The organism is Nonomuraea sp. B1E8 (assembly GCF_039871515.1).
Taxonomy (GTDB): domain Bacteria; phylum Actinomycetota; class Actinomycetes; order Streptosporangiales; family Streptosporangiaceae; genus Nonomuraea.
This window is the reverse complement of sequence record NZ_JBDPLS010000011.1, coordinates 125,829-150,531: the sequence shown is the minus strand read 5'-3', so window position 1 is coordinate 150,531 and position 24,703 is coordinate 125,829. Positions and strand designations below refer to the sequence as shown.

Annotated in this window: 22 protein-coding genes; 17 read left to right on the top strand and 5 right to left on the bottom strand. The window is 71.5% G+C overall.

What is annotated here, in order from left to right:
* Positions 1-235 precede the first annotated feature (235 nt).
* From ABGA98_RS31965 to ABGA98_RS31955, 3 genes are all read left to right on the top strand, one after another.
* Positions 236-757 (top strand): hypothetical protein, encoded by a 522-nt coding sequence (locus ABGA98_RS31965; RefSeq protein ID WP_347622127.1) that lies wholly within the window; start codon positions 236-238, stop codon positions 755-757.
* A 149-nt stretch (positions 758-906) separates the two neighbouring features.
* On the top strand, positions 907-2,265 hold the full coding sequence (gene pafA / locus ABGA98_RS31960) for a Pup--protein ligase (RefSeq protein WP_103962987.1): 1,359 nt from the start codon (positions 907-909) through the stop codon (positions 2,263-2,265).
* A 122-nt stretch (positions 2,266-2,387) separates the two neighbouring features.
* On the top strand, positions 2,388-3,317 hold the full coding sequence (locus tag ABGA98_RS31955; protein ID WP_347622126.1) for an FKBP-type peptidyl-prolyl cis-trans isomerase: 930 nt from the start codon (positions 2,388-2,390) through the stop codon (positions 3,315-3,317).
* A 70-nt stretch (positions 3,318-3,387) separates the two neighbouring features.
* Here ABGA98_RS31955 and ABGA98_RS31950 read toward each other — a convergent pair whose 3' ends face one another.
* A complete protein-coding gene (locus ABGA98_RS31950; RefSeq protein WP_347622125.1) occupies positions 3,388-4,854 on the bottom strand; it encodes a sulfatase-like hydrolase/transferase in 1,467 nt (488 codons plus the stop codon).
* 17 nt (positions 4,855-4,871) lie between these two features.
* The gene (locus ABGA98_RS31945; protein ID WP_347622124.1) at positions 4,872-6,323 is read right to left on the bottom strand and encodes an extracellular solute-binding protein; all 1,452 of its coding nucleotides are present in this window, start codon (positions 6,321-6,323) and stop codon (positions 4,872-4,874) included.
* Between the two features lie 139 nt (positions 6,324-6,462).
* Here ABGA98_RS31945 and ABGA98_RS31940 point away from each other — a divergent pair, with 139 nt between their 5' ends.
* The 5 genes from ABGA98_RS31940 to ABGA98_RS31920 all read left to right on the top strand — a co-directional run bounded on the left by ABGA98_RS31940 (position 6,463) and on the right by ABGA98_RS31920 (position 15,174).
* Positions 6,463-7,470, top strand: a complete 1,008-nt coding sequence (locus tag ABGA98_RS31940; protein ID WP_347622123.1) for a LacI family DNA-binding transcriptional regulator — start codon at positions 6,463-6,465, stop codon at positions 7,468-7,470.
* A complete protein-coding gene (locus ABGA98_RS31935; RefSeq protein ID WP_347622122.1) occupies positions 7,467-8,402 on the top strand; it encodes a sugar ABC transporter permease in 936 nt (311 codons plus the stop codon). The genes ABGA98_RS31940 and ABGA98_RS31935 overlap by 4 nt, the downstream gene beginning before the upstream one ends.
* Entirely contained in the window at positions 8,399-9,241 is an 843-nt protein-coding gene (locus ABGA98_RS31930; protein ID WP_347622121.1) for a carbohydrate ABC transporter permease, read from the top strand. Before ABGA98_RS31935 ends, ABGA98_RS31930 begins: the two co-directional genes overlap by 4 nt.
* A gap of 19 nt (positions 9,242-9,260) precedes the next feature.
* The gene (locus tag ABGA98_RS31925; protein WP_347622120.1) at positions 9,261-11,096 is read left to right on the top strand and encodes a sugar-binding domain-containing protein; all 1,836 of its coding nucleotides are present in this window, start codon (positions 9,261-9,263) and stop codon (positions 11,094-11,096) included.
* Positions 11,097-11,169: 73 nt separating this feature from the next.
* Positions 11,170-15,174, top strand: a complete 4,005-nt coding sequence (locus tag ABGA98_RS31920) for a sugar-binding domain-containing protein (protein WP_347622119.1) — start codon at positions 11,170-11,172, stop codon at positions 15,172-15,174.
* A 61-nt stretch (positions 15,175-15,235) separates the two neighbouring features.
* Here the strand turns inward: ABGA98_RS31920 and ABGA98_RS31915 are convergent, their stop codons facing one another.
* Together ABGA98_RS31915 and ABGA98_RS31910 are read right to left on the bottom strand one after the other, a co-directional pair.
* A complete protein-coding gene (locus ABGA98_RS31915) occupies positions 15,236-16,381 on the bottom strand; it encodes a DUF6596 domain-containing protein (protein ID WP_347622118.1) in 1,146 nt (381 codons plus the stop codon).
* Positions 16,378-16,785, bottom strand: a complete 408-nt coding sequence (locus ABGA98_RS31910) for a YciI family protein (protein ID WP_347622117.1) — start codon at positions 16,783-16,785, stop codon at positions 16,378-16,380. The genes ABGA98_RS31915 and ABGA98_RS31910 overlap by 4 nt, the downstream gene beginning before the upstream one ends.
* A 355-nt stretch (positions 16,786-17,140) precedes the next feature.
* Here ABGA98_RS31910 and ABGA98_RS31905 point away from each other — a divergent pair, with 355 nt between their 5' ends.
* From ABGA98_RS31905 to ABGA98_RS31895, 3 genes are read left to right on the top strand one after another with little or no spacing between them, the layout of a single operon-like run.
* The gene (locus tag ABGA98_RS31905; RefSeq protein ID WP_347622116.1) at positions 17,141-18,052 is read left to right on the top strand and encodes an FKBP-type peptidyl-prolyl cis-trans isomerase; all 912 of its coding nucleotides are present in this window, start codon (positions 17,141-17,143) and stop codon (positions 18,050-18,052) included.
* 60 nt (positions 18,053-18,112) lie between these two features.
* On the top strand, positions 18,113-18,763 hold the full coding sequence (locus ABGA98_RS31900) for a transcriptional regulator (protein ID WP_347622115.1): 651 nt from the start codon (positions 18,113-18,115) through the stop codon (positions 18,761-18,763).
* A 33-nt stretch (positions 18,764-18,796) separates the two neighbouring features.
* Positions 18,797-19,276 carry a DUF3291 domain-containing protein gene (locus ABGA98_RS31895; protein WP_347622114.1) on the top strand — a complete coding sequence of 160 codons (480 nt, stop codon included), beginning with the start codon at positions 18,797-18,799 and terminating at the stop codon, positions 19,274-19,276.
* Here ABGA98_RS31895 and ABGA98_RS31890 read toward each other — a convergent pair.
* The gene (locus ABGA98_RS31890; RefSeq protein ID WP_347622113.1) at positions 19,222-20,295 is read right to left on the bottom strand and encodes a DUF3866 family protein; all 1,074 of its coding nucleotides are present in this window, start codon (positions 20,293-20,295) and stop codon (positions 19,222-19,224) included. The two genes, ABGA98_RS31895 and ABGA98_RS31890, sit on opposite strands and share 55 nt — an antisense overlap.
* A gap of 39 nt (positions 20,296-20,334) precedes the next feature.
* On the opposite strand from ABGA98_RS31890, the gene ABGA98_RS31885 reads away from it, so the two are divergent.
* The 6 genes from ABGA98_RS31885 to ABGA98_RS31860 all read left to right on the top strand — a co-directional run bounded on the left by ABGA98_RS31885 (position 20,335) and on the right by ABGA98_RS31860 (position 24,642).
* Complete coding sequence (locus tag ABGA98_RS31885) at positions 20,335-21,297, top strand: WYL domain-containing protein (protein ID WP_347622112.1); 963 nt, start codon at positions 20,335-20,337, stop codon at positions 21,295-21,297.
* Positions 21,294-22,265, top strand: coding sequence for a WYL domain-containing protein (locus ABGA98_RS31880; protein ID WP_347622111.1), 972 nt, complete (start codon positions 21,294-21,296; stop codon positions 22,263-22,265). Before ABGA98_RS31885 ends, ABGA98_RS31880 begins: the two co-directional genes overlap by 4 nt.
* Positions 22,262-22,417, top strand: a complete 156-nt coding sequence (locus ABGA98_RS31875) for a hypothetical protein (protein WP_347622110.1) — start codon at positions 22,262-22,264, stop codon at positions 22,415-22,417. Before ABGA98_RS31880 ends, ABGA98_RS31875 begins: the two co-directional genes overlap by 4 nt.
* Positions 22,418-22,484: 67 nt before the next feature.
* Entirely contained in the window at positions 22,485-22,808 is a 324-nt protein-coding gene (gene tatA / locus ABGA98_RS31870) for a Sec-independent protein translocase subunit TatA (protein ID WP_347622109.1), read from the top strand.
* A 30-nt stretch (positions 22,809-22,838) separates the two neighbouring features.
* Positions 22,839-23,738, top strand: coding sequence for a twin-arginine translocase subunit TatC (gene tatC, locus ABGA98_RS31865; protein WP_347622108.1), 900 nt, complete (start codon positions 22,839-22,841; stop codon positions 23,736-23,738).
* Between the two features lie 16 nt (positions 23,739-23,754).
* Positions 23,755-24,642 carry a YegS/Rv2252/BmrU family lipid kinase gene (locus ABGA98_RS31860; RefSeq protein WP_347622107.1) on the top strand — a complete coding sequence of 296 codons (888 nt, stop codon included), beginning with the start codon at positions 23,755-23,757 and terminating at the stop codon, positions 24,640-24,642.
* The last annotated feature ends 61 nt before the right edge of the window (positions 24,643-24,703 follow it).

Sequence of the window (24,703 nt, the reverse complement as noted above, 5' to 3'; positions counted from 1 at the left end):
GCCGCAGCCGGGCATCCGGTGGTTTCCTGTGCGGCCTGATGCCTGTGGCGCGGGACGGCGCCTGTAGTACGGCTCGATGTCCGTGGTGGTGGAGACGCCGGTGCGGCCGGCGTTTGTGGTGGGCCGATGTCCGTGGTGCGGGGTGGCGTCCGTGGCTCGGGTGGCCCTCCGGAGTGTGACCTGTTTCACAATGGTTCGGGCGAACTTCGGAGGGCCGTCGAAGATCTCAGGTTCCATGAACACTTCCCTGCGCGGCATCCTCGCGGCCGGAGCGGCCGGGGCCGTGGTGCTGATATCCGGCGGCGCCGCCGACGCGGCCGCCTACCCGAAGTACAACGCGCCCAAGACCTTCGGTACGACCTTCCAGGCCGACCCGGGGCACGATTTCACCAAGGGGATCCACTCCCGCCACAACGGCATTCTGCGCGGCCGGATCACCCACGTGCGCGGCGGCGTGGCCGAGTACGAGCCCATCAAGTGGAAGAAGGGCGCCCACACCGAAGGGCGGTTCGTCGGCCCGCGCGAGGGGAACCTCGGCGCGTACGCCTCGCCGATCGCGAAGAACGTGGTGTTCCTGTCGGCGTACGGGTGCAGGTCCACGCTGTCGGATATGACGGTCAGCAGGAAGACCGGGCTCGGCGCGAAGCGCTGTTCCAGGGCCGCACTCATCAAGCGGCACGGCGCTCGCCCGTACCCCGCGTTGATCACCGTCTACAAGGGGCGCATCGTCAAGGTGCAGGAGATCTACACCCCTTGACCCGCGCCGTGTGACCCGCGCCCCGAGGGGGCGGGCGCGGGACGAACGCCCGTAAACGCCCGGTCAACGGGACGCCCGATGGTGCGGGTGCGGGAAAACACCTGCGAAGATCTCTCCCGCATGCCGATCCGTGGGCATAGTGTGAGGTGATGGATCGTCGCATCTTCGGGCTGGAGAACGAGTACGGCGTGACCTGCACGTTCAGGGGGCAGCGCAGGTTGTCGCCCGACGAGGTCGCGCGCTACTTGTTCCGGCGGGTCGTGTCCTGGGGCCGATCGAGCAACGTCTTCCTCCGCAACGGCGCACGTCTCTACCTCGACGTGGGCAGCCACCCTGAATACGCAACACCTGAGTGTGACAACGTCATCGAGCTCGTCACCCACGACAAGGCGGGCGAGCGCATTCTCGAGGGCCTGCTCGTGGACGCCGAGAAGCGGCTGCGCGAAGAGGGCATCGCCGGTGACATCTATCTGTTCAAGAACAACACCGACTCGGCCGGCAACTCCTACGGCTGCCACGAGAACTATCTCGTGGGCAGGCACGGGGAGTTCGGGCGGCTGGCCGACGTGCTGATCCCGTTCCTGGTGACGCGGCAGATCGTGTGCGGGGCCGGCAAGGTGCTGCAGACGCCACGCGGCGCCGTCTACTGCGTCTCGCAGCGGGCCGAGCACATCTGGGAGGGCGTCTCCAGCGCCACCACCCGGTCGAGGCCCATCATCAACACCCGCGACGAGCCGCACGCCGACGCCGAGCGGTTCCGCCGCCTGCACGTCATCGTGGGCGACTCCAACATGAGCGAGACCACGATGTTGCTCAAGGTCGGCGCCACCGACCTGGTGCTGCGCATGATCGAGTCGGGCACGGTGATGCGTGACCTGTCGCTGGAAAACCCGATCAGGGCGATCCGCGAGGTCTCTCACGACATGACGGGCAGGCGCAGGGTGCGCCTGGCCAACGGCCGCGAGGCCTCCAGCCTGGAGATCCAGCAGGAATACCTGTCGAAGGCGAAGGACTTCGTCGACCGCCGCGGCGGCGACGCCATCGCCCACCGGGTGCTGGAGCTGTGGGAGCGCACGCTGCACGCGGTCGACACGGGCAACCTCGACCTGGTTTCGCGGGAGATCGACTGGGTGACGAAATACCAGCTGATCGAGCGCTACAGGAAGAAGTACGACCTGCCGCTGTCCTCGCCGCGGGTGGCCCAGCTCGACCTGGCCTATCACGACGTGCACCGCAAGCGCGGCCTGTTCTACCTGCTGCAGAAGCGCGGGTCGGTGGAGCGGGTGGCGTCCGACCTGAAGATCTTCGAGGCCAAGTCGGTGCCGCCGCAGACGACGCGGGCGCGGCTGCGCGGTGAGTTCATCCGCAAGGCGCAGGAGAAGCGGCGCGACTTCACCGTCGACTGGGTGCATCTCAAGCTCAACGATCAGGCGCAGCGCACGGTGTTGTGCAAGGACCCGTTCCGCAGCGTGGACGAGCGGGTCGACAAGCTCATCGCCGGCATGTGACCCGTGCCAGAGCGTGGTGTCGCGTTTACCCCGGCCCTACCTGAATGTCGGGTAGTGTGACGCGAATCTGACGTCTTTTCCGAGGGACATTCATGCGCCGCGCTCTGGCCGTTTCGGCCGCTGTGCCTTTGCTCTTGTTCGCCGCCGCGTGCGGTTCCGATGACGGCGCGAACCCGGGCGCCACGTCCAGCGCCGGCGCCACCTCCGGCGCCGCGCCGGCCGACGGAACCAAGGTGGGGGTCGCGGGCAACGTGGGGGCCAAGCCCACGGTGACCTTCCCGTCCGGCTCGCCCGCCACCACGTCGTCGTACAAGGTGATCCATCCCGGCGACGGCGACGCCATCAAGGCGGGCGACCGGGTGGTCGTCAACCTGACCGTCTACAACTGGGACGGCCAGGGCAACGCCGTGCAGGGCTCCTCCTACGACACCAAGGCGCCCGAGGCCATCCCGGTCAACGAGCAGCTGCCGAAGGTGCTGCAGGAGGGCTTCACCAAGGTCAAGAAGGGCGGCCGGCTGCTGGCCGTGCTGGCCAACGACGCCGCTCCCCAGCAGCAGACGGCGCCCGCCCAGCCGACCAAGGTGTTCGTGTTCGACGTGGTCGGCACCCAGCCGCCGGCGCTCAAGGTGGCCGAGGGCAAGGAGACCGGCGACAGCATCAAGGGCGTCAAGGTCGACAACCCCGGCGGCGAGAAGGCTCCCGGGCTGACCACGAAGACCGACGCCAAGCCGCCGGCGAAGCTCGAGGTCAAGACGGTCATCAAGGGCACCGGTGAGAAGGTGAAGGCCAACCAGACGCTCACCGTCCACTACACGGGCAAGATCTGGGGCACCGACAAGAAGTTCGACTCCAGCTGGGATCGCGGCCAGCCGGCCGAGTTCCCGCTCGGCCAGGTGATTAAGGGCTGGCAGCAGGGCCTGGCCGGGGTGCCGGTCGGCAGCCGGGTCGTGATGAGCATCCCGCCCGACCTCGGCTACGGCGACCAGGAGCAGCAGGGCATCCCCGCGAAGAGCACCCTGGTGTTCGTGGTGGACGTCCTGGGCGCCTACTGATCAGCGCCACGGCGCCGGACGGACCCGCGTGATCGGCAGGCGTTCGTCCGGCGCCAGGACGGGAGGCCGGCTACGCCTGACTCCAGTTGTGCGGTGCGCGTTTGAGCGTGTAGACCGCCTGGGGCAGGTCGTCCCTGACGCGGATCATCCAGCGTGCGAGATCGGTGGTGAGGTCGGCGCGGACCCCGGCGAGCGCGGGGTCGTCGTAGCGGTTGTCCAGCTCGGCGGGGTCGGCGTCCAGGTCGTAGAGCTCGCCGGCCCCGCGCTCGTCCAGCAGCAGCTTCCACCGCGCGCGCCGGAGCATCACCGTCGTCCCGGACTGGGTGACGGTGTTGAGTTCGTCGAAGGTGCGCCCTTCGTAGGGGAAGTGCAACGGGGGGCGCTCGTCGACGGTGTACGACAGCCCGCCGAACCCGCGTTCCCCGTAGCCGCTCGCGAACTCCTCGGCCGGGTAGGGCTCCCCGGTGAGCATGGGCCACAGGCTGCGGCCCTGGACACCGGGGGGGATCTCGGCGCCGAGGGTGTCGCAGACGGTCGGGAACAGGTCGGCGAGCGAGACGAAGTCGGTGCCGTTGACCATGGGCCGCACGCCCGGCCCCGCCACGGCGAACGGGATGCGCATCAGGCACTCCGGCATGCCCGCGCCCTTGCGCTGCAGGCCGTAGTCGCCGGTGTAGTCGCCGTGGTCGGCGACGAAGAACACCAGCGTGTCCGCGTCCCGCCCGGTCTCGCGCAGGTGCGTGAAGAACCGGCGCAGCTGGTCGTCGATGAGCCGGAGCATGCCGCAGTAGTTGGCGCGGTAGCGCCGCCATTCGGCGTCGTAGCCGGGCCGTTTCTCCTCGGTCAGCCGGCGCAGCCACGTGTACATGCCGCCCTTGCGTTCGGCGCCTTCGGGTCCGGCCTGCCGGTCGGGCACCTCGTCCGCTGCGAACATGCTGAAGTACGGCTCGGGGACCTGGTAGGGGTTGTGCGGCTCCGGGAACGACAGCCAGGTGAAGAACGGCCGGTCGGCGGGCGTCTCGTCGATCGCGCTGATCGCGTCGGTGACGATCCGGTGCGGGAACTGGCACTCCAGCGGGAACGGCGCCGGCTCGTGGCTGACCGAGTGGTCGAGCGAGACGAGCCACTCCTCGAACGCCCCCTGCTCGGGCGTCGCCGCGTCGGCCGGGCCGCGCTCGTGCCAGTAGGGCGCGGCGAACGTGTCGAAATCGGCGGGCTTGCGGTGGAAGTGCGTCTTGCCCGCCAGGTGCAGCGCGTAGCCGGACTCGCGCAGCACGTCCACCAGGTCGTCGCCGCGGAGCACGTGATGGGCGGCGCTGTTCTGCCTGACCCGGTGCGCGGACGGATACCGCCCGGTGAGCAGGCTGATCCGGGCGGGCACGCACAGCGGGGAGGTGGTGTACGCCCGCCTGAACTGCACGCCGGTGCCCATCAGCCCGTCGAGGAACGGCATGGTGTCCAGGGGGAATCCGCTCGCGGCCGTCCAGTCGGCACGCTGCTGGTCGGTCATGATCAGCACGATGTTCGGTCGCTTCACAGGAACGTTCTCCATCGTCAGCGCTCGTCGTACATCGGCCTGGTGTAGTCCTTGCCCGGTTTCCAGTTGGGGAAGGCGTAGTCGTCCAGGCCGACCTTCGCGCCCTTCTTCTTGGCCTCCGCGATCGCCCGGTCCCGGTCCTTGGCGCTGTCGCTGGACAGCTTGGTCAGCGCCGCGCGGACGTCGGTGACGTCGCCGGTGAGCGCGCCCTGCACGATGTCGCCGAGGGTGGGCCGCACCGGCTTGGACGCGATCTGCACCTGCTGGATGTCCGCGTTGCCGGCGATCGGGTCGGGGGCGAGGTGGACGCTCTCCCGGAACCAGCCGATGAGCTTCTTGTAGGCGGGGTGCGCTTTGGACTGCTCGACGACGTCGATGTCGCGCGGGGGCTGCGACATGGTCTCGGCGACCAGGCGGGAGTAGCCGGGGGTGGCGAAGTAGTCGCTCAACAGGGTGTTGGCCGCCTGGGCGTGCTTGGTCGTCGGTGACAACCAGTAGTCTCCCGGCTGTGGCACGTGGTAGGTGGCCACGGCGGTGCCCGCGTCGGGCACGAGCATCGGACCGACGCCCAGCTTCTCCCCGAACTCCGGCGTGTCCTGCAGCGCCACGCCGGGGCACCACGGGCCGTCGAAATAGTACGCCGCCAGCCCCGCGGTCCACCGGGCCCGCGCCACGTCGTCGACCCAGGAGTTGGCCCCCGGCACCAGCACCTTGTCCTGGCGCAGCGAGACCAGGAACTCGATCACGTGAAGATATTCGTCGGCGTGGAACGCGTACTCGCCGCTCTCGTACAACCTTCCCTGCCCGCCGGCGAACCCGGCCGCCTGCGCCAGGTCGTGGACCTGCTCGCCGAGCCGGTCCGGCATGCCGATGTTCCACACCCAGCCGTAGGTGCCCTCGCCGGCCGACTGCTGCACCGCGCGGGCCGCCGCGCGGAACTCGTCGTAGGTCTTCGGCGGCGCCTGCGGGTCCAGCCCGGCGCGCCCGACCAGCTCGGTGTTGAACCAGTTGACGGCGACGTAGACCTGGTGGCTGAAGATGGGAAAGGCGTAGATCTTGCCGTCGAAGACGTGCACGCCCTCGACGAGCGAGTCCTTGACCCGGGCCGTCGCCTCCTCGCTGAGGTTCAGCGGCTGCGACCATCCGGCGGCCACGAGCGCGGCGGCGGGCAGGTTGAGGCCGGCGTTGGAGCGGATGTCCGGCAGCTGGTTACTCTGCTTGGCCAGCTGCAGCGCCTGGCCCATCTTCGCCGGGTTGTAGTACGTGTACTGGACGGGGACGCCGCCGGGGCTCTCGGCATACGTGGCGAAGATCTCCGCCTTCGCCTTCTGCAGCTGGTTCTGGTGGTCCCACCAGGTCAGCGAGGCGCCGCCACCGCTGCCCCCGCCTCCGCCGCACGCACTGGTCGCCGCCGCGGCGGCCAGGGTGCCCGCCGCGGTGAGGAACCTTCGCCGAGTCATCGCGCTCATCGGTCCTGCCTTCCACCCCGCGGCGGTTCAAGGTCTTGTGAAGCAGTGTTGCCGCGTGGCAAAGTCATTCTTGCCACGCGGCATGCCGCGCGGCAAGACTCTCTTGAAAGTCGGCTCCCGATCTGGAGGTTGGACGGTTGTGGTGACACAACGTGACGTGGCGCGGCTGGCGGGAGTCTCCGTACGGACCGTCTCCAACGTCGTGAACAACTTCGCCTACGTGTCCGAGGAGACCCGTGCCCAGGTGCAGCGGGCTCTGGAGGAGCTCGACTACCGGCCCAACCTCGCGGCCCGCAGCCTGAACCGGGGGCGCTCCAACCTGCTGGCCCTCGTGCTGCCGCTGGACGTGCCCTACTTCACCGAGCTGGCCGCCCACGTGGTGGACCAGGCCGAGGAGCGCGGCTACACGGTGCTTCTCGACCGCACCGAGGGCGTGGCGGAACGCGAGCGGCAGATCATGATGCGGCGCGACCGGTCGGCGCTGTTCGACGGGATCATCTTCAGCCCGCTCGGCCTGACCGAGGACGAGCTGCGCCGCTGGGCGGGCAACTGCCCGGCGGTGATGCTGGGGGAGATACGGGTGGAGGGCTTCGACCACGTCGCCATCGACGACACCGCCGCGGCGCGGGCCGCCACGGCGCACCTGGTCGCGCTGGGCCGGACCCGCATCGCCGCCATCGGGCACGTGGAACGTCCGGTGGGCAACACGGCGGCGCACCGGTCGGCCGGATACCGGCAGGCACTGGAGGAGGCCGGGTTGCCCGAGATCCCGGCGACGGTGCGCCGCTACCAGCGCCAGGACGGGCGGGAGGCGATGGAGCGCCTGCTCGACCTGGCCGAGCCGCCGGACGCGGTGTTCTGCTACAACGACCTGCTCGCGATCGGGGCGGTGCGAGCCGTGCTGTCCCGGGGGCTGCGGGTGCCGCAGGACGTAGCCGTCGTCGGGTTCGACGGCATCGAGGAAGGCCGGTTCGTCACCCCGCCCCTGACCACCGTCGTGCCTGACAAGAAGAAGATCGCCGAGCTCGCCGTGACCCGCCTGCTGCAGCGCGTCGAGGGTGGCCAGGAGCCGGCGGCCGAGCTGGAGGCGCCCTGGCGGCTGATGGTCGACCAGAGCACCACGGGCGTCGCCGGAGCGGGCGCATGACGTTCGCCATCCCGTCCGCCGGTTCGCGGAAACCGCGCGGCGCCCGCACCACCACGTACGTGTGGTTGTTCCTGGCCCCGACCGTGCTGCTGTACGGCGCGTTCACCGTCTACCCGATCGTCGGCAGCTACGTCTACTCGCTCACCGACTGGAACGGGTTCGACGCCAGCCCGTCGTTCATCGGCGTGGCCAACTACCGCGAGGTCCTCGCCGACCCGATGTTCTGGAGCTCGTTCCGGCTGACCTTGACGTTCATGCTCGTCGCGGTGCCGCTCCAGGTGCTGACCACCCTGCTGGTCGCGATCGTCCTCAACTCGCCCCGCATGCCGCTGCGCAAGCTGTTCCGCACCGCCCTGTTCCTGCCGGTGGTCACCACGACGGCGATCGTCGGCGTGGTCATGCAGTTCGTCTTCGACCCCGCGAGCGGCCCGGTGAACCTCGCGTTGCGCGAGGCCGGCCTGGTGACGGACGGCGTCGACTTCCTCGGCCAGTCGTCCACGGCGCTGGGCACGACGATCGCCGTCTACGTGTGGAAGTGGTTCGGGATCACCCTGGTCTACTGGCTGGCCGCGCTGCAGACCGTGCCCGACGAGGTCTACGAGGCGGCGCGCCTCGACGGGGCCGGCGCGCTGGCCACCCTGCGGCACATCACCACGCCCCTGCTCAAACCGTTCCTGGTCATCATCACCCTGCTGTCGATCGAGGCCTCGCTGCAGGTCTTCGACCTCGTCCTGACCATGACCGGGGGAGGCCCGTTCTACTCGACCGAGGTGATCGAGGTCTACATCTACCGGTGGGCCTTCGCCGCGACGGTGCCCCGGCTCGGATACGCCTCCGCGGCCGCCGTCCTGTTCGGCCTGTTCGTCTGCGTCATCGGGCTGCTGCAGCTCCTCGCGGTCCGCGCCACCCGCAAGGCCAGGGGGGCGGCATGACCGTGTCCAAGGCGCTGCGCCGGCTGCCCTGGTGGCTGGCCGCCGCCGCGCTCGCCATCGGCTGCCTGATCTGGATCTACCCGTTCCTGTGGATGGTCGCCGCGTCGCTGAAGACGTCGGCCGAGGTGTTCACCCAGGGGCTCGACCTGCTGCCGGGCAACCCGCGGTGGGAGAACTACGAGCGCGCGTGGGGGGACGCCCAGTTCGGGAAATACCTGCTCAACACCGTGATCGTCACGGTGGCCACGGTCGTGGTCGTGGTCGTCAGGTGCGCCATGGCGGGCTATGTCCTCGCCCGCCACGAGTTCCGCGGACGCAAGATCGTCATGGGCACCCTGATCGCCACCCTGTTCGTGCCGGCCGGCTACACCATCATCCCGCTGGTCGACCTCGCCCAGCGGCTGGGCATGCTGAACTCGCTGACCGGCATGATCCTGGCGATGTCGGGCGCCGCGCACGTGGCGGCGATCCTGCTCTACATCGGCTACTTCCGCGGCATCCCCAAGGAGCTCACCGAGGCCGCGCTCATGGACGGCGCCGGGTTCGCGACCGTCTTCTTCCGCATCATGCTGCCGCTGGCCAAGCCGGTGACGGCCACGGTGACCGTGCTCACCTTCCTGACCACCTGGAACGCGTTCTTCCTGCCGCTGGTCTTCACCTTCTCCCGGCCCGACCTGCGCACCGTGAGCGTCGGCATGCTCGCGTTCGTGGGCGAGAACGCCACCGACTGGTCGGGCATGGCCGCCGCGGCGACCATCTCGCTGCTGCCGGTCGTCGCGCTGTTCATCGCCCTGCAGCGCTACTTCGTCGAAGGCATCGCCGGCGCCGTCAAGTCCTGAGCACATCCCCATCGAGAAAGTGAGCATCGTGCCCGAGAACCCCGCGGTTCCCCGCCCGGAGTATCCCCGCCCGCAGTTCGTCCGCGCCGCATGGCAGTGCCTGAACGGAACCTGGCAGTTCGAGAGGGACCCCGGCGATTCCGGGCTGGAGCGCGGCCTGCTCGACCGCGACCTGACCGGCGAGATCGTCGTGCCGTTCTGCCCGGAGGCGCCCCTGTCCGGCGTCGGCGACCCCGACTTCCACCCGGCCGTCTGGTACCGCCGCACCGTCGAGGTGCCGGAGGAGTGGGCGGGGCAGCGGGTGCTGCTGCACTTCCAGGCGGTGGACCACGACGCCACGGTGTGGGTCGACGGCGTCGAAGCCGGCCGGCACCGGGGCGGGTTCACCCCGTTCACCTGCGACCTGGCCGCCGCGGCCGACCCGGCGCACACGTACACCGTGGTCGTGCGCGCCCGCGATCCCCGCACCGGGCCGCAGGCGCGCGGCAAGCAGGCGACCACCTACGAGGGGCGCGGAGCGCGCTACGGACGCACCACCGGCATCTGGCAGACGGTGTGGTGCGAGCCCGTGCCCGGCCCGCACCTCGGCCGGCCGCGGATCACGCCCAACGTCGCCGCGTCCGCGTTCCGCGTCACGGTGCCGGTGTCGGCCAACCGCGCCGGGCACCAGGTGCGGGTGACGGTGTCGGACCAGGCCGGCGAGCTCGCGCGGGCGCGGGCGCGCGCCGACCTCGACCTGTCCGCCGAGGTGTGGCTGCCGCTGCCGGACGACCGGGTACGGCTGTGGCGCCCCGAGGACCCGCACCTGTACGACCTGCGCATCGACCTGCTCGACGGCGACGGCGCCGTGGTCGACACGGCGGCGAGTTACTCCGGGCTCCGCTCGGTCGCCATCGACGGGCACGCCGTCCTGCTCAACGGCGAGGCGTGCTTCCAGCGGCTCGTGCTCGACCAGGGCTACTATCCCGACGGCCTCATGACCGCGCCGACGGACGAGGCCCTGCGCCGCGACATCGAGCTGGCCGTGGCCGCGGGGTTCAACGGCGCCCGGCTGCACCAGAAGGTGTTCGAGGAGCGCTACCTGTACCACGCCGACCGGGCGGGCTTCCTGGTCTGGGGCGAGTTCGGCGACTGGGGCGCGAACACCGGCGGGCCGCCCGGCGACAACCAGCAGCCCACCGCGACGTTCGTGACCCAGTGGCTGGAGGCGGTCGAACGCGACTACTCCCACCCGAGCATCGTCGGCTGGTGCCCGCTCAACGAGACCTGGCAGCGGCTGCACGACCGGATCACCGTCCTCGACGACGTCACCCTGGGCATGTACCTCGCCACCAAGGCGGCCGACCCCACCCGCCCGGTGCTCGACGCGTCCGGCTACGCGCACCGGGTTCCCGGCGCCGACGTCTACGACTCGCACTGCTACGAGCAGGATCCCGAGGTGTTCGGCACGCTGATGGCCGGCCTGGCCGAGGGGGAGCCGTACGTCAACGCCGACCGCGACGGCACGGCCTGGTCGGTGCCGTACCGCGGGCAGCCGTACTTCTGCAGCGAGTTCGGGGGCATCTGGTGGAACCCGGACGTGCGTCCCGGGGAGAGCTCCTGGGGGTACGGCGAACGGCCCACGAGCGAGGAGGAACTCCAGCGGCGCTTCGCCGGGCTGGTCGGGGTTCTGCTGGACGACCCCCGGATGTTCGGCTACTGCTACACCCAGCTCACGGACGTCTTCCAGGAACAGAACGGCGTCTACCGCTTCGACCGTACGAGCAAGCTGGACGTCTCGCGGATCCGCGCGGCGCAGCAACGTCCGGCCGCCATCGAGCGGGCCTCCACGTCCTCCTCTTCCCCCACCACGTGAATCGGTGACCTCGATGTCTGGAGCCACAGGCGGGCGGGGCGTGCGTGCCCCGGCCGCGACGACACGCCGGAACTTGACCATCGCCCTGATCAGCGTTCTGGCGCTGCTGTGCCCGGGGATCCCGGCCCTCGCCGAGCCGGACCCCGCCGGCGGCCCGGCCGCCGAAGCCTCGGCGGGGAAGACGATCGAAGTGCGCGGCCGGGTGGTGGAGGCCCGCGGCGGCGCGCCGGTCGAAGGCGCCACCGTGCACGCCTCCAGGTCGGAGGCGTTCGCCACGACCGCGAAGGACGGCGCCTTCACCCTGACCGGCGTGCCGGACGGCAGCGCCCTCGTGGTCGCGGCCAAGGAGGGGTACGCCTTCGCCTCCACGACCACGGACCGTACGGTCACCCTCGAGCTCGAGCGCGACACCGCGCCGGCCAGGGCGGAATATCCGCGTCCCGACGCCGACCGGCGCCCGTTCACCGGCGGCGCCTGGATGTCGCTGAACGGCACCTGGTCGTTCGACTTCGATCCCGGCGACGCCGGGGAGCGGGAGCGCTGGTTCGACCCCGGGCACACGTTCGGCAGGGCGATCCGGGTGCCGTTCGGCTACCAGTCGATGGCGGCCTGGGGCGAGGAGACGCTGGCGACCAAGGAGATCTTCCGCAGCGCCTTCGCCTCCTACCGCGGAACGGTGTGGTACCGGCGCTCCTTCACCGTCCCGCAGGACTTCTCCGGCAGGCAGACCAGGCTCCGCATCGGGGCCGCCGACTGGGGCGCGGCGGTCTGGCTCGACGGCGAGCCGGTGCTGCCCTACTCCGGCGACGGCTACACCGAGATCAGCGCGGGGCTGGGCGAACTGGCTCCCGGATCGACCCACACGCTGACGATCCGGGTGGTCGCGCCCCCGACGACGCCCGGTTCGCCGTACCCCCAGGGCAAGCAGACGGGCGTCCCCGACGGCGAGAACACCGGCTGGTTCAGCGACGTCGGCGGCATCTGGCAGTCGGTGTGGATCGAACCCTACGACGGCGCCCGGCTCACCGGGACCCGGATCACCCCCGAGCTGACCTTCGAGGCGGAGTCACGCACGCCGTCCGAGGCCGCCGCGAAGATCGACCTCGCGGCCGACGGCGCGGCGGACAGCGCGACCGTACGGGTGAAGGACCCCGGCGGCGAGGTCGTCGGCACCGCCACCGTGCCGCTGGACGACGGCCGGGGCACGGCGCGGATCCCGATCGAGCGCCCGCGCCTGTGGGAGCCGGACGACCCGGCGCTGTACACCGCCGACGTCCGGCTGGGAGACGACGACGGGGTCAGGACGACCTTCGGGCTGCGGACGATCGAGCGCAAATGGGCCCCCGGCCACACCGGCGAGTACCAGTACATCCACCTCAACAACCGGCCGATCTACGTGCGCGGCGTCCTCGACCAGGGCTACAACCCGTGGGGCCTGTACACCTACACCGGGGTGACCGCCGGCCCCGACCTGCGCACCGGCAGCGAGGCCGAGCCGGGCCGCGGATCGATCCTGCTCGACCTGAAGAACGCCAAGAAGCTCGGCTTCAACGTCATCAGGAACCACCTCAAGGTCAACGAACCGGCCTACTACCACTGGGCGGACAAGCTCGGGCTGATGATCTGGTACGACCTGCCCAACGCGGGCTGGCACTCCCTGGGCGAGGAGGCGGAACGGCTCTTCGAAGGGCTGCTGCGCACCACGTTCCAGCGCGATCACAACCACCCGTCGATCGTGATCTGGACGATGTTCAACGAGTCGTGGGGGATCAACAAGGAGCCGTGGCAGCAGCCGATCCCGGCGGAGGCGTTCCCGTACGTCCGCAGGATGGTGCGGATCGCGCACGACCTCGACCCGTCCCGGCTGGTCGTCGACAACTCCGCCTGCTGCCGGAACGGCCACCTCGACACCGACCTCAACGACTGGCACTACTACCTGGCCACGTACGACGAGTGGAAGAAGCTCCTCGACGGGTTCGACGCCCAGGTCAAGCCGGGTTCCACCTGGAATTTCGAGGACGGGGCGCAGAGCGGGCAACCCTGGCTCAACTCCGAGTTCGCCATCAGGGGCGGTCAGTTCCCCCACACGGCGAGCCTCTTCCGCGCCTACCCCAAGCTCAACGGCTACGTCGGCGTGCAGCTGGCCGAGACCGAGCAGGAGGTCCACAGCCCGGTCACCTTCGACCGGCAGCCGAACCAGCCGGAGTTCACCGACCATCGGGGCAGGGCCCGCGGCATCGAGATGTTCCAGGGCGACGACGCGATCTCCTTGATGGGCAGGTCGGCGCGGACCGTCGAACGCGGCGCCACGATCGACGTCCCGGTCAAGGTCAGCCACTTCAGTGACCACGACCTCTCCAGGGCGAGGCTGCGCTGGAAGATCGGCGGGTACGACGACGAGGGCCGCTGGATCGCCGACGCCGGCGGCGGCTCGCGCGAGGTCGCACCCGCGCGGTACACCGTCACCGACGTCGGCACCGTGTCGGTCACCGCACCCGCCGGGCTGCGGGCCGGGCACCTGTGGATCTGGCTCGAGGCCGGCGGCAGGACCCTCGCCGAGAACTACCTCACCTTTGACACCCCCGGCGGCGAGACCGGCTTCCCCGCCGGCGAGGTGACGGCGCAGGAGTGGACCGGCGGGGCCCAGGCCCACACCACCGGCGGATCGGACTGGGTCACCGGTCACGGCCGCGGCTACTTCGAGTACGAGGTCAAGGTGCCCGAGAACCTGCGCGGAGCGCGCGGCGCGACCCTCGTCGCGGAGGTCGCCTCCGCCCAGGCACGCGGCTGGTACGACCCCAACAACAAGACCAGCGCGCGCCGCCACCCCACCCGCCTCACCGTGTCCGTCAACGGCAGCCCGCTGCCGCCGATCGAGCTGCCCGACGACCCCCACGGTCCGGCGGCGCTGGCCGGCCGATCGCGTGGTTCCCTCGCGGGGGACTTCGGCAACCGCTACGGCTACCGCGTCGCCGTCCCGATCACCGGGCGGCAACTCGGCGACGCGGGCGCCGTCACGCTGCGCTTCGCCTCCGACGGCGGCGGGCTGTCGATCTTCGGCGCCCGTGCGGGCCGCCACGGCACGCCGCCCGCGCTGGCCGGCGGCCGGGTCTCCGTGCCCGACGAACGCCCGCGGTTCGAGGCCGTCGACTCGCGGCTCTCGGTGTACCAGGCTCCGGCCGCGATCGCACCCGGATCCGGCGCAGGGACGGCGATCGTCTCCGTGGTCAACGACACCGGCAAGACGGTGCGGAACGTGCGGGTGCGGCTGTCGGCCCCGGAGGGCTGGACCGCGACCGCCGCCGAGCCGGACACGATCGGCTCGCTCAAGCCCGGCCAGGCCCGTCACGTCGCGTTCACCGTACGGGCGGAGTCGGACGTGCTGACCGGCCAGACCGCGGACTTCACCGCCACGGCGAGCTGGGGTGAGCACGCGATCCAGGTGATCAGCAGATCGACGGTGGCGTTCGACCCCGAGGCCTACCCCGAGGTCGGCGTGGACGACACCTTCGACGCCGACTCCAGCGCCGGCTACACGGTCCACCAGCCGTCGGCGGGCGAGGCGCTGCCGCGGCTGACCTTCGGCGCGGGCAGCCTGCAGGCGCAGGGTCCCGGCGCCTACTACGGGCTGGTCGCCCATGGCTCAGGGCCGCAGAGCTCCCGGGCCGTGGTGATCGTCGACCACGGCAGGTGGGCGGGCACGGGGAAGGGGCAGGACGCCCTGTTCAACGGGCTGGTCAAGGACGAGCGCAACTACGTCATGGCCTGGACCGGGATCAAGGGCCAGCACGGCGTCGACATCAGGATCGACGGCAAGCTCACCAGCGCCTGCTGCGCCACGGCGCCGCTCGAACCCGGCGACCGCTGGGCGTACGTCCTGGACGGCAACACGATCAGCACCTGGGTCGACCGGGGGCGGGGCTGGGGCTGGTCCCAGGTCATGACGGCCACGACCCAGGGCCGGATCGACTTCACCCGGCCGGGCGCGCTGAACGGCTGGCACTACGCCGCGGGCCTGCGCGGCAACGCCGGCACCCAGGCGATCGGCCGCCTGGAGGCACGCAGCGCCCCCGGCTGACCGCGCCGGGCCGCCCGGCCCGGTCACCCGGTCACCCGCGCACCCCGTGAGCGCTCGCCGCTCAACCGCGCAGCCGGGCGTTGAGCCGTGCGGCCTGTCGCGTGAGGTGGTCGCGTTCGGGGACGCTGGGCGCCGATCGTGCGGCTTCGGCGTAGAGCCGTGCCGCGGTCACCGGGTCACCGTCACGCTCGTGCAGGTACGCCGCGACGGCGGTGTGGCGGGGCAGGGCGGGGTCGAGCTCCGCCAGGGCGGCCAGGCCGGCCCGCGGGCCGTCGGCCTCGCCGACCGCGACGGCCCGGTTGAGGCGGGCCACCGGGCTGCCGGTGAGGCGCACCAGCTCGTCGTACCACTCGACGATCTGCACCCAGTCGGTCTCCTCGGCCGTCCTGGCGTCGGCGTGGAGCGCGGCGATGGCGGCCTGGGCCTGGAACTCGCCCAGGCGGTCGCGGGCGAGGGCCGCCTGGAGCACGTCGACGCCCTCGGCGATCAGGCGGGTGTTCCACAGGCCGCGGTCCTGCTCGGCCAGCGGCACGAGCCTGCCGTCAGGGCCGGTCCGTGCCGGGCGCCGGGCGTGGTGGAGCAGCATGAGCGCGAGCAGGCCCGCGGCCTCCTCGTGGTGGGTCATGGCCGCCAGCTGGCGGGTGAGCCGGATCGCCTCGGCGGCGAGGTCGACGTCGCCGGAGTAGCCCTCGTTGAAGACGAGGTAGAGCACGCGCAGCACCGTGGCGACGTCACCGGGCTGGTCGAACCGGACGGACGAGACGGTCCGCTTGGCCCTGCTGATCCGCTGCGCCATGGTCGCCTCGGGCACCAGGTAGGCCTGCGCGATCTGCCGCGTGGTCAGGCCGCCGACCGCGCGCAGCGTCAGCGCGACGGCCGAAGCCGGCGTCAGGGACGGGTGCGCGCACAGGAAGTAGAGCTGGAGCGTGTCGTCCGCCACCTCGCTCGGGCCGGGCGCGGGCTCGCCCTCGACGCGCACCTCGCGGTTCCTCCGGGAGGAATCGGCGCGGGCGGCGTCGAGGAACTTGCGCCAGGCCGCGGTGACCAGCCAGCCCTTGGGGTCGTGCGGCGGGTCGTCCGGCCACACGCGCACGGCTTCGACGAGGGCGTCCTGCACGGCGTCCTCGGCCGCCGCGAAGTCTGCTCCGCGGCGGACGAGGACACCGATCACCGCGGGCACCAGCTCCCGCAGCAGCGACTCGTTCACTCGGTCACCGTGGGGGCCTCGTGCATGAAGGGGCGCACCTCCAGCCACTCGTGGATCGGCTTGCCACCCGCGCCCGGAGCCGCGGACAACTCGCCGGCCAGCTCCAGCGCCCGCTCGTAGGTCTCGACGTCGATCACCATCCAGCCGGCGATCAGGTCCTTGGTCTCCGCGAACGGGCCGTCGGTGACCGGCGGCCGGCCCTCGCCGTCGTAGCGGACGAACGTGCCCTCCGGGGAGAGCGCCTGGCCGTCGACGTACTCGCCGGTGCTCTCGAGCCGGGCGGCGAAGTCCTGCATGTACTGCAGGTGGGCCGTGACCTCCTCCGGCGTCCACTGATCCATCGGCACGTCGTTGACCGCTGCCGGCGCGCCGCGGTAGTGCTTGAGCAGCAGGTATTTGGCCATCATGTTCTCCTTTGTGCGGTACGGCCATTGTGGCCGGTGTTCACTGCGGGGACGGAGCCGCGCGCGGGTTCTCGACATCCCACCGCGACATTTTTTCCGCTCAGGCACGTTGCCGCTCGTCCCGCCGCCGGATCAGCTCCTCGACCGCGCTCGGCAGCGTCGTCCCGAAGTCCGGCCGCGGATGAGCAGGATCTTGGGCGGGTGCACCTCGGTGTCGCGCCGCGACGCGCGCCCGCCCTCCCGCGTCGCCGTGCGGCCGCGGCGCACCTCTCGGCTTTCGGCGTGCGCGGCGTGGCGGCGCGGTAGCATCGCCTGGCCCGGCAGCCCCCCGCCGGGGCCACGCGGGAGGTCACCTATGCGCCGCCGTACCGTCGCGCTGCTGCTCGCGGCGCTGCTCGCGCCGGCCGGGTGCACGGGCGAGGCCGCGGACGGCATGGAGCTGAAGGTGGGCGGCGCGTTCGGCGCCCGGCCCACGATCGTCTTCCCCGCCGGCAAGCCGGTGGACGAGCTGCAGGTCGACGAGCCGGCCGCGGGCAAGGGCGAGCGGCTGCGCCCCGGCGACGTGGCGATCGTCCAGTACACCGCGCACGTCTGGAACGGCAGGGACAACCGCCTGGTCGACTCCAGCTTCACCCGGGGCACCCCCGCCGCTTTCCCGGTGGGGCACCTGCTGCCGGGGCTGGAGCGGGCTCTCCAGGGGCGCAGGGTGGGCAGCAGGGTGATCGCCGCCATCCCGCCGGGCGACGGCTTCGGCGCCAACCCGCCACGGGGGATCGCCGCGGACGAGGAACTGCTCTACGTCGTCGACATCCTCGGCGCCCACCCCAAGGGAGTGTCCCTCGAGGCACGCGGCGGCTCGCTGGCCGGCGTGCGCGTCTCCGGCGGAGCCCGGAACGGCGGCCCGCCGGCGCTGTCGGTGCCGGCGACCGCGCCGCCCGCCCGGTTCGCGGCCAAGGTGCTGCACCGCGGCAAGGGGCCCAGGATCCAGGCGGGGCAGCTCGTGGTCACCCAGTACGAAGGCGCGATCTGGGGCCGGCGCCGCGTCTTCGACACGACCTGGACGACCGGCGGGCCCAGAGCGTTCAAGCTCGGCGACGGCAGCGTGATCAGGGCGTGGGACAGGGCGCTCGTCGGCGTGCCCACCGGCAGCCGGGTCGTGATGGTCGTCCCGCCCTCCTACGGGTACGGCCGCTCCGGCAACCCCGCGTACGGCGTCAAGGGCTCCGACACGCTCGTCTTCGTCGTGGACGTCATCGCGGCCTACTGACGCCGACGGGCCCCGCAGGGGCCCGTCCGTGCCGGTGCGAGGCTTTCGTAGACTCCCGCTGTGAGTAGCGACGACCTCGACGCGCTGGCCCTGCTGCACGACCCCGTACGCCGCAGCCTGTACGACGTGGTGGCGGGCAGCGGCGGCGACGTCGGCAGGGGAGAGGCGGCCGAGGCCGCGGGCGTGTCCAGGACCCTCGCGGGCCACCACCTCGACCGGCTGGTCGAGGCCGGGCTGCTGGAGAGCGGCCTGCGGCGGCCGGAGAAGAAGGGGCCGGGCAGCGGCCGGCCCGCCAAGGTCTACCGCAGGGCCGGAGGCGAGCGGTCGGTGAGCCTGCCGCCGCGCGACTACACCACCCTCGCGTCCGTCCTGGCGGGCGTGGTCGACCTGCTCGGCGCCGAGGAGCAGGCCGAGCTGGCGGCGCGCGAGGCGGGCGCGAGGATGGCGGGGCGGCACCGGGGCGAGCCGGTGGAGCGGGTGCTGAGCGAGCGCGGTTACGAGCCCTACGAGGAGGACGGCCTGCTGCGGCTGCGCAACTGCCCGTTCCACGTGCTGGCGAAGGAGCGGCCGCTGCTGGTGTGCTCGGTCAACCTGGCCCTGTGCCAGGGGCTGCTGGAAGGGCTGGGCGACGACCCGGGCAGGGCGCGGCTCGACCCCCGGCCGGAGGAGTGCTGCGTGGCGTTCGCCGCTTCTAAAACAAATGAAGATTGACATAGAAGGCGAAGGGGTGATGTGCTGAGCGGCATGCATCTGGCCCAGCTCAACATCGCGCACATGCGCGCGCCCGTCGACAGCCCCGAACTCGCCGAGTTCGTCGCCCTGCTCGAACCCATCAACACCATCGCCGACGCGGCGCCGGGGTTCGTGTGGCGGCTGAAGGAGAGCGAGACCGACCCCACCGCCACCGTCGTGCACGACTACGGCGGCCACCTGCTGATCAACTTCTCGGTGTGGGAGTCGCTCGACACGCTGTGGAACTACGTCTACCGCAGCGCCCACCTGGGCGTCCTGCGCCGGCGCAGGGAGTGGTTCCTGCGCGTGGCGGAGCCGTACACCGTCATGTGGTGGATCCCGGAAGGGCACATCCCGCCGCTGGCTGAGGGCATGCGGCGGCTGGAACGCCTCAAGACCGAGGGGCCGAGCCCCGAGGCCTTCACCTTCAAGGACTCCTACACCAGCAGCGAGGCCGCCAGCCTGCCGGCCGCCGCCGAGGCCAGGAAATAGGGCAGGTCCTCCTCAAGGCCCCTGCCCATCGTCGACAACCGCACCGGAGACCCGCGTAGCGCCTCGTGCAGGCCGTCCACCGGCACCGGGACGAGGCGGTGGCGCACCGCCAGCAGCTCCGCCTGGTCCCTGACCCGCTCGCCGAACTCGCCCGGCAACTCGGGCACCGGCACGTCGGCGGGCGACAGGGCGACCCGGCCGTAGGCGGTCAGCGAGTGGTGCGAGACGCCGTAGTGGCGCTCGCGCCTGTCGCCCTCGCTGACCCGCAGCGCGGCCACCGGCCGCCCCAGCAGCACGCCGGCCGCGTTCACCGCCTCACCCGCCGACACCCCCGAGAAGCCCCACCGGGTGCCCGTGCCCAGGTTGCCCGGCCCCTGCGTGACGATCGCCAGGTCGGCCTCCAGCACGTGCCTGGCCGCCAGCAGCCCGGTGTGGACGGTGACCGCCTCCACGTCACCGCCGAACGACTGCCCGACCGTGACCACGCCCGCCAGCCAGCCGGCCGCACGCAGCCGGGCCGCCGCCATCGAGAACCACGCGGGCAGCGCGCCGCCGTCCAGCATCACGTACGCGACGCGGATCCCGGGTCGTGCGGCCGAGGCGTACAGGCCGCACAGGATCGGCGGCAGCGCCGAATGCAGATCCGCCACGATCACCGGCATGCCGTCCAGCGAGTCGGCCTCGCGCAACAGCTCATGATGGGGGGAGTCCTGCTCGTCGGCGCCCAGCACCGTGGCCTGCAACGGTGTGTACCGGGCCTTCACCAGGTGCCCGGGACCGTCGGGATCTTGCGGCAAACGGTTAGGGACGGCCACCACCATGGCGTAACCTCCCGTACCGAGACCCATCGCGAGCGCGGTCGTGTTGAGCAGCACCTCGTCGCCGGGTTCCGGGCGCCCGACCAACGGCGGATACGCCAGCGCCCGGCACTCCCCCTCGGGGACGGCGACATCCAGCTCCACCGCTCCCGGCCACTCGCGTCGGATCCGGACAACCTCGCCCTTGCGCCATCTGATCACGGGGGCAGGGTAGCGTCGATCGAAGGAGGAGTGAGGCAGATGTCGCGCCGGAAGACAGAACGGCTGCTCAATCTGGTGATCTGCCTGCTCGCCACCCGGCGCCCGCTGTCGGCCGAGCAGATCCGCCACGCCGTCCCCGGCTACGACCGCGACGGCGACGAGGCGTTCCAGCGCATGTTCGAGCGCGACAAGAACGAGCTGCGCGAGCTCGGCATCCCCATCGACGTGGTGCGCGACCCGTGGGAGGACGAGCCCGGCTACCGGATCGAGCGGCAGTCGTACGAGCTGCCCGAGATCACCCTGGAGCCCGACGAGGCCGCCGTGCTGGGGCTGGCCGCCCAGGTGTGGCAGCGCGCCAGCCTGGCCGAGGCCGCCTCGGGGGCGCTGCTGAAGCTGCGCGCCGGAGGCGTGGCCACCGACCAGCCCGTCGGAGCGGCGATGGGCGGGGGAGCGCTGGAGCTGCGCGTCGACACCCGCGACCCGGCGTTCCCCGCACTGTGGGACGCCGTACGCGACCGGCGGGTGGTGCGCTTCGACTACCGCGGCGCCGGCAGCGAGGAGATCCGCACCCGCACCGTGGAGCCGTGGGGCGTGGTCAGCAGGCGCGGCCGCTGGTATCTCGCCGGGTTCGACCGCGGCAGGGACGCCCCGCGCGCCTTCCGCCTCAGCCGCATCACCGGGCAGGTCGCGACGGTCGGCAAGCCGGGCGCCGTCGAGGTGCCGGAAGGCGTCGACGTGCGGTCCATGGTCGGCTACCCCGACGAGGCGATGGACGAGCGGGTCGCCGTGATCCGCGTGCGCCAGGGGACGTGCGAAGGGCTGCGCCAGCTGGCCAGGGCCGTGCACCCCGGCGCGGACGGGTGGGACGACGCCGAGCTGACCTTCTCCGACCCCGAGCGGCTGGCCGGCTGGATGGCCAGCCTCGGCGCCGACGTCGAGGTCGTCGAGCCCCCCGACGCCCGCGAGGCCGTCATCCGCCGACTGAAAGGGGCACTCGCATGAGCGGGTCCGCCGACCGGTTGCCGCGACTGCTGTCGCTGGTGCCGTATCTGATGTCCCACCCCGGGGCGCAGGTCGGCGAGGTGGCCGCGATGTTCGGGCTGAGCGAGAAGCAGCTCATCGACGACCTGCAGCTCGTGTGGATGTGCGGGCTGCCCGGCCACACCCCCGGCGACCTCATCGACGTGTCCTGGGACGGCGGCGAGATCCTCATCGACAACGCCGACACCATCGCCAGGCCGCTGCGGCTGGGCATCGACGAGGCCAGCGCGCTGCTGGTCGCGCTGCGCATGCTGGCCGCCACCCCGCAACTGGCCGACATGCAGGGGGCGGGCGACGCGCTGCCCCGCGTGATGGCCAAGCTGGAGCAGGCGGCCGGCGAGGGCGCGGCCACCGTCAGCAGCCAGGTCGCCGTCGACGTCGAGGCCGCCCCCGACGCCCTGCCGCGCGTGCGCGAGGGCCTCACCAAGGGGCGCAGGTTGTCGCTGCGCTACTACGTGCCGGGCCGCGACGAGGTGACGCCGCGCGAGGTCGACCCCATGCGCATCGTGGTCGTCGACGGCCGCGCCTACCTGGAGGGCTGGTGCTACCGCGCCGAGGCGATGCGGCTGTTCCGGCTCGACCGGATGCTCGGCGTCGACGTCCTCGACGTGCCCGCCGACCCGCCGGCCGAGGCCGAGCCCATCGACCTCGCCCAGGGGGTCTTCCGGCCCTCGCCCACCGACGAGCTGGTCGAGCTGGAGGTCAGCGCCGCCGGCCGGTGGATCGCCGAGTACTACCCGTGCGAGCAGGTCACCGAGCTGGGCGAAGGGCGGCTGCGGGTGGCGCTGCGCGCCCGCGACCAGGACTGGATCCTGAAGCTGGCGCTGCGCCTCGGCGACACCGGCAGGGTCGTCGCGCCGCCCGCGATGGCCGAGGCCGTGCGCCAGGAGGCCGAGCGGGCCCTGGCGCTGTACGCTCACCGGTCATGACGTGGATACTCCTGGCCGCCGGGCTGTGCCTGGCCGGGCTGGCCGTGCTCGGGGTCGCGGGCGCCCGGGTCGTGGCCGCCGCACGTGACCTGAACAGGGAGATCGCTCAGGTTCATGAGCAATTCAGGGATAAACAGGACGCCAAGGGATGAGGCAGCGGCCCCGGCAGCGTACGATCGGTCGTGAAGGACAGCACTCTTTAACCATGAAGGACGTCACATGAACTTGGGAGCTCCGGAGATCATCCTGATCTTGGTGGCCTTGGTCCTGCTCTTCGGCGCCAAGAAGCTGCCGGACCTCGCCCGTGGCGTCGGACGGTCCCTGCGCATCTTCAAGGCTGAGACCAGCAAGATGAACGATGACGACGACGACAAGCCGACCGTCGTGCAGGCACAGCCCGAGGCCCAGCAGCAGCCGGCCGCGCCGCAGCAGCTCCAGGCCGCGGCCCCCGCGCCGGAGCCGTCGGCCGAGGAGCAGGCGCGCCGGCTCGAGGAGCAGGCCGCCAAGCTGCGTGCGAGTGCCCAGGCCGACAAGCGCCCCTGACCCCTCTCCTCCTCACTCCCTGGACTGGTGATGGCGCTGCTGAAACGGTCGGGGCCCAAGCGCAAGCCTGAGCCCGATCCCGAAGGCCGGATGCCGCTCATGGAGCACCTGCGCGAGCTGCGCAACCGGCTGCTCATCGCGTTCGCCGCCGTCGTGGTGGGCCTGATCATCGGGTGGATCGTCTTCGACCCGATGTGGGCGGTGCTCAAGGATCCCTACTGCTCGACCGCCCAGTCGCGTCAGCTCACGGGCGAGTGCAGCCTGACCTACACCGGCATCTTCTCGTCGTTCTTCATCACGTTGAAGGTCTCGCTGATGGTCGGCCTGGTGCTGGCATCGCCGGTCTGGCTCTACCAGATCTGGGCGTTCGTCACCCCGGCCCTCTACCGCACCGAGAAGCGCTACACGGTGTTCTTCCTGGCGATGGCCATCCCGCTGTTCGTGCTGGGCGCCGGGCTGTCCTACTTCATCATGGACACCGCGTTGGGCTTCCTGCTCAGTTTCTCGGTCGACGGCTCGGTCGCCACCATCTCGATCGACGACTACCTCGACTATGTCCTGATCATGTTGCTGATCTTCGGGGTGTCGTTCGAGCTGCCGCTGCTGCTGGTCTTCCTCAACATCATCGGGGTGCTGTCCCACGAGGCGGTGGCCAAGCACCGGCGGCTGGTCATCTTCCTGATGTTCGTCTTCGGCGCCATCGTCACGCCCGGCGGCGACCCCATCACCATGATGGCGCTGGCCGCGCCGATGATCGTGTTGTTCGCGGCGGCCGAGCTGTTCATGTACCTGCGGGAGAAGCGCAACCCGGCCAGCGAGTTCGGTCACCTGGACGACGACGAGGCCTCGCCGCTGGCGGCGGACGACACGCCGCTCGACGACGGTCCCGGCACCCCCCGCGCCGAAGAGGATTCCGGTTCCGGGCGATAGGCGATAAGTTCCGGGCGTGTCCCCTCAACTCGCCCTGCTCGTCAACCCCGCCGCACGCGGCGGCCGCACCCTGCGCCTGCTGGAGCCGGTGGCGCGCCGCCTGCGCGCCGGCGGGGCCGAGCTGTCGGTGATCGTCGGCGACGACGCCGGCGACGCCCTCGACCGTGCCTGCACCGCCGTCGCCGAGCGCCCGGACGCGCTCGTGGCCTTCGGCGGCGACGGCCTGGTGCACCTCGCCGTGCAGGCCGTGGCGGGCACGGACGTGCCGCTCGGCATCATCCCCGCCGGCACCGGCAACGACATCGCGGCGGCGCTCGGAGTGCCGTGCGGCGATCTCCTCGCCGCCGCCAGGACCGTGCTGCGGATGAGAGCGCGGCGCGTCGACGCCGCCCGCGTCGTGGCGGGGCCGGCGGACGAGCTGTTCGCCGGGGTGATGTGCTGCGGGTTCGACTCGCGGGTCAACGAGCGCGCCAACCGGCTCACCTGGCCGCCGGGGATGGCGCGCTATGTCGTGGCGATGGTGGACGAACTGCGGTCTTTCCGCCCCATCCCGTTCCGCGTCACGCTCGACGAGGACGAGGTGATCGAGCGGGAGGCCATGCTGGTGGCCGTCGCCAACACGCGTTCGTACGGCGCCGGGATGCGGGTGTCGCCGGACGCCAGCCCCGATGACGGGCTGCTGGACGTGGTGACGCTGGGCGCCGTGTCGAAGGCCGAGTTCCTGCGGGTCTTCCCGAGCGTCTACCGGGGCACGCACGTGGGTCATCGTGCCGTGTCGATCCGGCGGGTGCGCAGCGTGCGGCTGGAGGCGGCGGATGTCGTCGCCTACGCCGACGGCGAACGGGTGGGGCCGGTGCCGGCGCACTGCGAGGTCCGGCCTGGGGCGTTACGCGTCCTCGTATGAGATCTACATTGTAAAGCCGCCTGGTCGAGGGGCCCGCGCGCCCGGCTCGCGAGCCCGGCGG